Below are 7,367 nucleotides of genomic sequence, written 5' to 3' on the forward strand. Positions count from 1 at the left end.
CCCGGGCGGGGGGGGGGGGGCCCCCCCCCCCCGGCCCGGCCCCCCCCACCGGGGCGCCCCCCCCCCCCGCCCAAGGGGCGCGAGGCCCTGCCGATGTGCGGCTCCGCCGCGTGGGCGCGCTCAGCCGCAGTCCACGTCCACCCGCACCCGCCCACGACCATCGACGGCACATGCCGCCGCGCCGCCCGGCCGGGCCCAGGGCACCGTCAGGGCCGGGACCGCAGTCCCTCCAGCAGGATGTCCAGCAGCCGCGACGAAGCCGCCGCCTGCTGCGCCGGATCCGGCAGCGAGGGCGCCGCCGTGGCGATCACCAGGAGCACGTCGGACACCGAGACATCCGCCCGCAACTCACCCGCCGCACGAGCTCGTTCCACCAGCCGCCCGACGACTTCGAGCAGCGCGGCCGCTCCCGCGTCGTCGTCGGTGCCGGCCACCGGCTCCCGCTCCTCCGGCACCAGCCGCAACTCACCGGCGACCGGCTGCGTCCGCTGCTGCGGCACCCGGGTCTCCTCGGCCCGGGCGCCGGAACCGCCGACCTCCTCCGGCGCTCCGACGCGCAGCACCTGCGGCGGCAGCAACCGCCCCGCCCCCGACGCCACCGACGTCCGAAGGAAGCGCGACAGCGCCGACCACGGTTCGTCCTCCTGCCCGAGCGCGGCCCGCGCCTGGTCGGTCAGCCGGGAGGTCTCCTCCTCGGCTATCCGCCGGACCAGCACGTCCTTGCTGGGGAAGCGCCGGTACACCGTGCCGACCCCGACCCGCGCCCGCCGCGCCACATCCTCCATCGGCGCGCCGTAACCCAGTTCGCCGAAGACCTCGCGTGCCGCACGCAGCACGTGCTCCAGATTGCGCTGTGCGTCCACCCGCAGCGGCGTCGTACGCGGCCCGTCGCCGCGTCCGTTGCCCGTCGCCGCGCTCACCGTCGCGCCGCCCGTCGCGAGGACGGAAGCCGATGACCAATGTGTGTCCTGAATATGCATCTGTGTTCCCCCGGTTAATGACGTCTCCCCCCGGAGACTCTCCCCGCACTGTGAAGGCCGGAGCGAGTGGAACTGTCGCCGATCCATGGACCGTCGACCGGGCGGACCCGCCCGTCGTGGACCGTTCGGCCACATCCCCTACACCCCGTCGCCACACGAACATAGTTGAGAGGCTGTCAATTCAGAAGGGGGGCGTTCCGCACAGAGCGCCCCCCGATCGGAGTACGGGTCGCTTACATCCCGATTCGTTGCCTTCGCGCCCCCTCGTCCGCCCCCGCTGACCTGGCCCCTTTCGTCCGGTCCCGGCCGCGCGTCCGGCACCCGGCACAGCAGCTCGCCGGTCACACAAATTGCCGGGGCTGTGGACAAACAACAGTCACGGGTGCGTCATGGGATGGTGAAGGAACGTGCGCGCATTCTCGTTGTCGGCGGCGGCTACGTCGGGATGTACACGGCCCTGCGGCTCCAGCGGAAGCTGAAGGCGGAGCTCAGGCGGGACGAGGTCGACCTCACTGTCGTCACCCCCGATCCCTACATGACGTACCAGCCGTTCCTTCCCGAAGCGGCCGCGGGTTCGATTTCCCCTCGTCATGTCGTCGTACCGCTGCGGAGCGTTCTGGACCGATGTCATGTCGTCATCGGCGAGGTGACGTCCATCGAGCACGCCAAGCGCACCGCCGAGGTCACCACCCTCGCCACGCCCGAGGAACGAAAAGGCGCCACATTCCTCGAGTACGACGAACTGGTCCTCGCGCCCGGCTCGATCGCACGCACGCTGCCCATCCCCGGTCTCGCCGAGCACGGCATCGGCTTCAAGACCGTCGAGGAGGCCATCGGCCTGCGCAACCACGTCATCGAGCAGATGGACATCGCCTCCTCGACCCGCGACCCCGCGATCCGCGACGCGGCCCTCACCTTCGTCTTCGTCGGTGGCGGCTACGCGGGCGTGGAGGCCCTCGGTGAACTGGAGGACATGGCCCGCTACGCCACGCGGTACTACCACAACGTCCAGCCCGAGGACATGAAGTGGATCCTCGTCGAGGCCACCGACCGGATCCTCCCGGAGGTCGGCCACGAGCTGGGCCGCTACACCGTCACCGAGCTGCGCCGCCGCAACATCCAGGTGCTGCTGGGCACCCGCCTGGAATCCTGCGCCGACCGCATCGCCGTCCTCAGCGACGGCCAGCGCTTCCCGGCCCGGACGCTCGTGTGGACGGCCGGCGTCAAACCGCACCCCGTGCTCGCCGCGTCCGACCTTCCGCTCACCCCGCGCGGGCGGCTGAAATGCACCGCCGAGCTGACGATCGACGGCGTCGACCACGCGTGGGCCGCGGGCGACGCCGCCGCCGTTCCCGACGTCACCGCCGCCGAACCCGGCACCGAGACCGCCCCCAACGCGCAGCACGCGGTCCGCCAGGCCAGGATCCTCGGCGACAACATCGTCCACGCCCTGCGTGGCGAACCCCTCGACACCTACGCGCACGCCTACGTCGGCTCCGTCGCCTCCCTGGGACTGCACAAGGGCGTCGCCCAGGTCTACGGGCGCAAGCTGAAGGGCTACCCTGCCTGGTTCATGCACCGCGTCTACCACCTGAGCAGGGTGCCCACCTTCAACCGCAAGGCCCGTGTGCTCGCCGAATGGATCCTCTCCGGACTCTTCAAACGGGAGATCGTCTCGCTTGGATCACTCGAACATCCCCGAGCGGAGTTCGAACTCGCGGCCGGTGGAAAGCCTCCTCACAGTCCCTCCGACGACTCGAACGGGTCGTCCTGACGGAACTCAGGAACTCCACGGCCCGCCCCGGCGTCTGACGGATGTCGCCGCCGACGGCCACCCTGCCAGACTGCCCTGCGACCGAGCACAAGGCTTCTCCCCAGAACTGCACCGGGGGACTTCCACTTCCCCCGGCCCCCGGCCGCTTTCGTAGCAGGCCGGAGACGACGACACGAGGCAAGGATTCGTGAACTTCACGCGCTGGAGCGCCCGGCTCCCCGGAACGCAGCGCCGCGCCGCAGCGCGGACCGAGCACGCGGTCCCCCCGGACCGACGGGGGGAAGGCTCCGTGCCCGCTGCCCGCGTCGAACAACTGACCGACGACCCGCCCTGTGTGCCCGCCGTCGACGAACTGCCCGCCCGCGACGTCCTGGACCGCGTCCCGGCCCTGGTCGCCCTCGTCCACGGCCCCGACCACCACATCGGGTACGTCAACGACGCCTATACGTCGGCCTTCGGCGTACGACCCCCGGGCGCCCCCGCCCGCGAGGCCCTGCCCGAACTCGTCGAACTCGGTCTGCTCCCCCTCCTCGACCAGGTCCTGCGCAGCGGCAAGCCCCGCACGCTGAAGTCACGCAAGGCGCTCGACGGCCGCACCTACACGTTCACCTGCACACCCGTCGCGGAGAACGGCGACCACGACGGCGGCGTCCTGCTCTTCGCCACCGACGTCACCGACCACGCGGAGGCGGCCGAGCGGCTGCGCGCCAGTGAGCGCAGTCAGCGTGAGACGGCCGTGACCCTCCAGCGCAGCCTCCTCCCGCAGGAACTCGAACAGCCGGACGACCTGCGCATCGCCGCGACCTACCAGCCCGGCGGCACCGAGGCCGCGGTCGGCGGCGACTGGTACGACGTCATCACCCTCGGCGGCGGCCGCACCGCCCTCGTCATCGGTGACGTGATGGGCCGGGGCGTCCGCGCGGCGGCCGTCATGGGCCAGCTCCGCACGGCGGTCCGCGCCTACGCCCGCCTGGACCTGCCCCCGCACGAGGTCCTCCAGCTCCTCGACGGCCTCGCCACCGAGATCGACGCCAACCAGATCGCCACCTGCGCGTACGCCATCCACGACCCGAACGAGGGCCGGCTGGTGTACGCCTCGGCCGGCCATCTGCCGATCCTGGTCCGCGACGAGAACGGCAGCGTGCTGCGCACCGACGAGCCGACCGGGCCGCCGCTCGGCACGGGCGGCTGGATCCACACGTCGGGCTCGGTACCGCTGGGCCCCGGCTCCACCGCCGTCCTCTACACGGACGGCCTGGTGGAACGCCGTAACGAGGACCTGGACGAGGGCATCGCCGCACTCGAACGCGCGCTGGCGGGAGCCACCGGCACCCCGCAGGTCGTCTGCGACCGCCTGGTCCGCTCGGCCGGCGTCACGGCCGACCACGACGACGATGTCGCCGTCCTGGTCCTCCAGCACCCGGCCCGAACCGGCCCCGACGGCGAGCTGTTCCGCAACGCGGCGCTGGAACTCCTCGGCGGCGTCGAAGCGGCGCCACGCGCGCGTGCGTTCGCCTCCGGCGTGCTGACCAGCTGGCGCTTTCCGGTCGAACTCCACGACCTGGGCGTCCTCGCCACCAGCGAGCTGGTCGCCAACTCCCTCCAGCACGGCACCCCGCCCATGCGGCTACGGCTCCGCCGCACCGACCGCCGCCTGATCATCGAGGTGACGGACGGCGACGACCACCTGCCGAGGAGACGCCGCGCGGAACCGGGCGACGAGTCGGGCCGGGGCATCGCGATCGTGGCGACGATCGCCTCGGGGTGGGGGTCGAGAAGGACACCGGGGGGTGGGAAGGCGGTGTGGTGCGAGTTCGTACTGCCCAAGGGGTAGGAGAAGGCCGAGTCCCGGGTGCGGGCGGGTGGGGGCTGGTCGCACAGTCCCCCGCGCCCCCGAAGGGGCGCCACAGCGCGGGCACGCTCATCACCCGACGTAGCTGAGGGCAGTCGTGCCTCCCCAGTGCCTTGAGCGCCCCCGCCCGGCCACCCCTATGCGGAAACGGACTCCGCCGCGGCTCCGCCCCTCGCCACGACCACGCTCTTCGAGGCGAGCCACGGGTGGTCCTGGGCCGGAGTCAGCCGCTTGCCGAGCCGCACCGCCAGCGCACTGATCCCCAGCGAGAACAGCAGGAACGTCACGACGTACGGCGCATGCAGCGAGGCCCCCATCGGCCCGCCCACCGCCGGCCCCACCGCCAGCGCCAGCTGCTTGACCAGCGCGAACGCCGAGTTGTACTGCCCGGCGAGCCCCGTCGGCGCAAGGTCGGCCACCAGCGGAGCGACCGTCGGCGACAGCATCGCCTCACCCAGCCCGAACAGCGCGTACGTCGACACGAACGCGGCCGTCGCCATCTCCTGACTGCCGTGCCCCAGCCCCGCGTACCCCGCCGCGACCCACGCCACGGCCCAGATCAGCCCGACCCCGGCGATCACCCGGGACCGCCGCCGGCGCTCGACGAACTTGAGCACGGCGAACTGCGCGACCACGATCATCAGCGTGTTCGCGGCCAGCGCGGTCCCGAGCGCGGACGTGGAGATCCCCGCCGCCTCGACGCCGTACGCGCTCAGCCCGGACTCGAACTGTCCGTAGCACGCGAAGAACAGCACGAAGCCGAGCACGCTCAGCTGCACCATCGCCCGGTTCCCGAGCAGCTGCTTCCAGCCGCCCTTCGCGGCCGAGGCAGGAGCGCCCGCGATCCGCGGCGCGTGCGGCATCCGTACCGTCGACAGCACCACGGCCAGCAGCAGGAACATCGCCGCCTCGATCGCGAACAGCAGCGTGAAGGAGGAGACCCGGGTCGTGTCGACCAGGTGGCCGCCGATGAGGCCACCGACACCCAGCCCCAGGTTCTGCAGGAAGAACTGCGTCGCGAACGCCCGCGACCGGGTCTCGGTCGAGGAGCAGTCCACGATCATCGTCGCCAGCGCCGGCTGCATCACGGCCTGCCCGGCCCCGAGCAGCGCGGCCGCGGCCAGTACGGTCGCCGCCTGTCCCGCCAGGCCCAGGCTCAGCGCACCCGTCGCGGCCAGGACCAAGGCGGTGAGAAGGACCGGCAGTGGGCCGCGCCGCACGATCGCCCGGCCGGCGAACGGCAGCACGATCAGCGCGGCCACGGCAAAGACAGCGAGCACGAACCCCGCTGTCATGGCACCGAGCCCCCGCACCTGCGCCACATAGACGTACAGGTAGGGGACGGTGAAGCCGAGCCCGAACGCGCTGAGTGCGTTCCCCACGTGGATCCGGCGCATCGCTGCGCCCATCGCCCTGGTCACGTTCACCTCTCTCAGGTCGTCAAGTCAGCAGACTGATGAAGTCTGAAGACTTAGAAGCTAAAGTTTCGACCTAAAGACTACATGCCGAAGGACTTCAACGCCAAGCTTGTTCGTGCGATACTTCGGGCATGGCCGACACCACCGGCGCCGGCGAGCCGACACTCGACGAACAGATCGCCGCCTACCAGCGTGAGTTCCAGGACCTCGACCCCCAGGTCGAGAAGGTCGTCTCGGCGCTGTCCCGGCTCAACCGCCGGATGAACGTCGCCTACGGCCGCCAGACCGCGGCCCTCGGCATCAGCAGCGCCGAGTGGGAGGTCCTCAAGGCCCTCGTTCTCTCCGGCGTCCCCTACCGCCTCGGCCCCAGCGAGCTGGCCAAGCGGCTCGGACTCACCCCGGCCGCGATGACCCACCGCATCGACCGGATGGTCGCCGAGGGTCTGGTCACCCGGGAGCGGGACGAGTCCAACCGCGTCCGGGTGATCGTCGAACTGACCTCCGAGGGCCGCGAGAAGTGGCTGGAGGCCATGCGCCTCGCCTCCGTCTTCGAGGAGGAGCTGCTCCAGGACCTCTCTCCGGCGGAGCGCGGTGTGCTCGGCGAGGTGCTCACCAGGCTGCTGCGCCGCGTGGAGCACGCCCAGCCCGACGCCGGCGGCCGCCTCACCGACCTGGACTGACCCGGGTCGCAGGGGCCGGGAAAAAATCTTGACAGGGAGTACTTGACACCCCCCTGGCCGATCCGTAGAGTTCTTCGGGTTGCCGCGGAGCCGTAACGGTTCTGCGACAGCACCTCCGCCGCATGAGCGGCACTCAAACCATCAGTACGATCTCCCGACCGGGTTGATTTCGGCGTGCCCGAATTCAATTCGATTTCGGATCTCTGTGCTGTCCGGTCGAGCCACTAAGGCCCGATTGGGCAATGCGGAGCGGATCCGCTAAGGTTTGAGACGTCGGAACGGCCCAACAGCCGCGAAGACAACACCCGCTGACTGGGAATCAGACGCCGAAAGGATCTGATAGAGTCGGAACCGCCGGAAAGGGAAACGCGAGAGCGAGAACCTGGAAAGCACCGAGGAAATCGGATCGGAAAAAGATCTGATAGAGTCGGAAACGCAAGAACGAAGGGAAGCCCGGAGGAAAGCCCGAGAGGGTGAGTACAAAGGAAGCGACCGTTCCTTGAGAACTCAACAGCGTGCCAAAAGTCAACGCCAGATATGTTGATACCCCGTCTCCGGCCATCATGGCTGGGGCGAGGTTCCTTTGAAGAAAAACACAGCGAGGACGCTGTGAACCACTGAATTATTCCTTCGGTGGTTCCGCTCTCGTGGTGTCGTCCCGAT

Annotated in this window: 5 protein-coding genes; 3 read left to right on the plus strand and 2 right to left on the minus strand. The window is 70.4% G+C overall.

Annotation, left to right across the window (positions count from 1 at the left end; genetic code table 11):
• Nucleotides 1-206: 206 nt before the first annotated feature.
• A complete protein-coding gene (locus ABZ642_RS12380; protein WP_360481263.1) occupies nucleotides 207-980 on the minus strand; it encodes a helix-turn-helix domain-containing protein in 774 nt (257 codons plus the stop codon).
• 394 nt (nucleotides 981-1,374) lie between these two features.
• Between ABZ642_RS12380 and ABZ642_RS12385 the strand changes: the two genes are divergently transcribed.
• Both ABZ642_RS12385 and ABZ642_RS12390 read left to right on the plus strand, forming a co-directional pair.
• A complete protein-coding gene (locus ABZ642_RS12385) occupies nucleotides 1,375-2,754 on the plus strand; it encodes an NAD(P)/FAD-dependent oxidoreductase (protein WP_360481266.1) in 1,380 nt (459 codons plus the stop codon).
• A gap of 187 nt (nucleotides 2,755-2,941) precedes the next feature.
• Nucleotides 2,942-4,588 carry a SpoIIE family protein phosphatase gene (locus ABZ642_RS12390; RefSeq protein ID WP_360481269.1) on the plus strand — a complete coding sequence of 549 codons (1,647 nt, stop codon included), beginning with the start codon at nucleotides 2,942-2,944 and terminating at the stop codon, nucleotides 4,586-4,588.
• A gap of 155 nt (nucleotides 4,589-4,743) precedes the next feature.
• On the opposite strand, the gene ABZ642_RS12395 is transcribed toward ABZ642_RS12390, so the two are convergent.
• Nucleotides 4,744-6,003: an MFS transporter gene (locus ABZ642_RS12395; protein ID WP_360481344.1), complete on the minus strand. Its 1,260-nt coding sequence runs from the start codon at nucleotides 6,001-6,003 to the stop codon at nucleotides 4,744-4,746.
• 152 nt (nucleotides 6,004-6,155) lie between these two features.
• Between ABZ642_RS12395 and ABZ642_RS12400 the strand changes: the two genes are divergently transcribed.
• Entirely contained in the window at nucleotides 6,156-6,704 is a 549-nt protein-coding gene (locus tag ABZ642_RS12400) for a MarR family transcriptional regulator (protein WP_360481272.1), read from the plus strand.
• Nucleotides 6,705-7,367: the final 663 nt, after the last annotated feature.

This window comes from Streptomyces sp. NPDC007157, assembly GCF_040634235.1.
Taxonomy (GTDB): domain Bacteria; phylum Actinomycetota; class Actinomycetes; order Streptomycetales; family Streptomycetaceae; genus Streptomyces.

What these genes read in the sequence shown, in the direction of transcription:
- ABZ642_RS12385 (WP_360481266.1), top strand. Translation starts at nt 1,375, where the DNA reads ATGGTGAAGGAACGTGCGCGCATTCTCGTTGTCGGCGGCGGCTACGTC.
- ABZ642_RS12395 (WP_360481344.1), bottom strand. Translation starts at nt 6,003, where the DNA reads ATGCGCCGGATCCACGTGGGGAACGCACTCAGCGCGTTCGGGCTCGGC.
- ABZ642_RS12400 (WP_360481272.1), top strand. Translation starts at nt 6,156, where the DNA reads ATGGCCGACACCACCGGCGCCGGCGAGCCGACACTCGACGAACAGATC.
- ABZ642_RS12380 (WP_360481263.1), bottom strand. Translation starts at nt 980, where the DNA reads ATGCATATTCAGGACACACATTGGTCATCGGCTTCCGTCCTCGCGACG.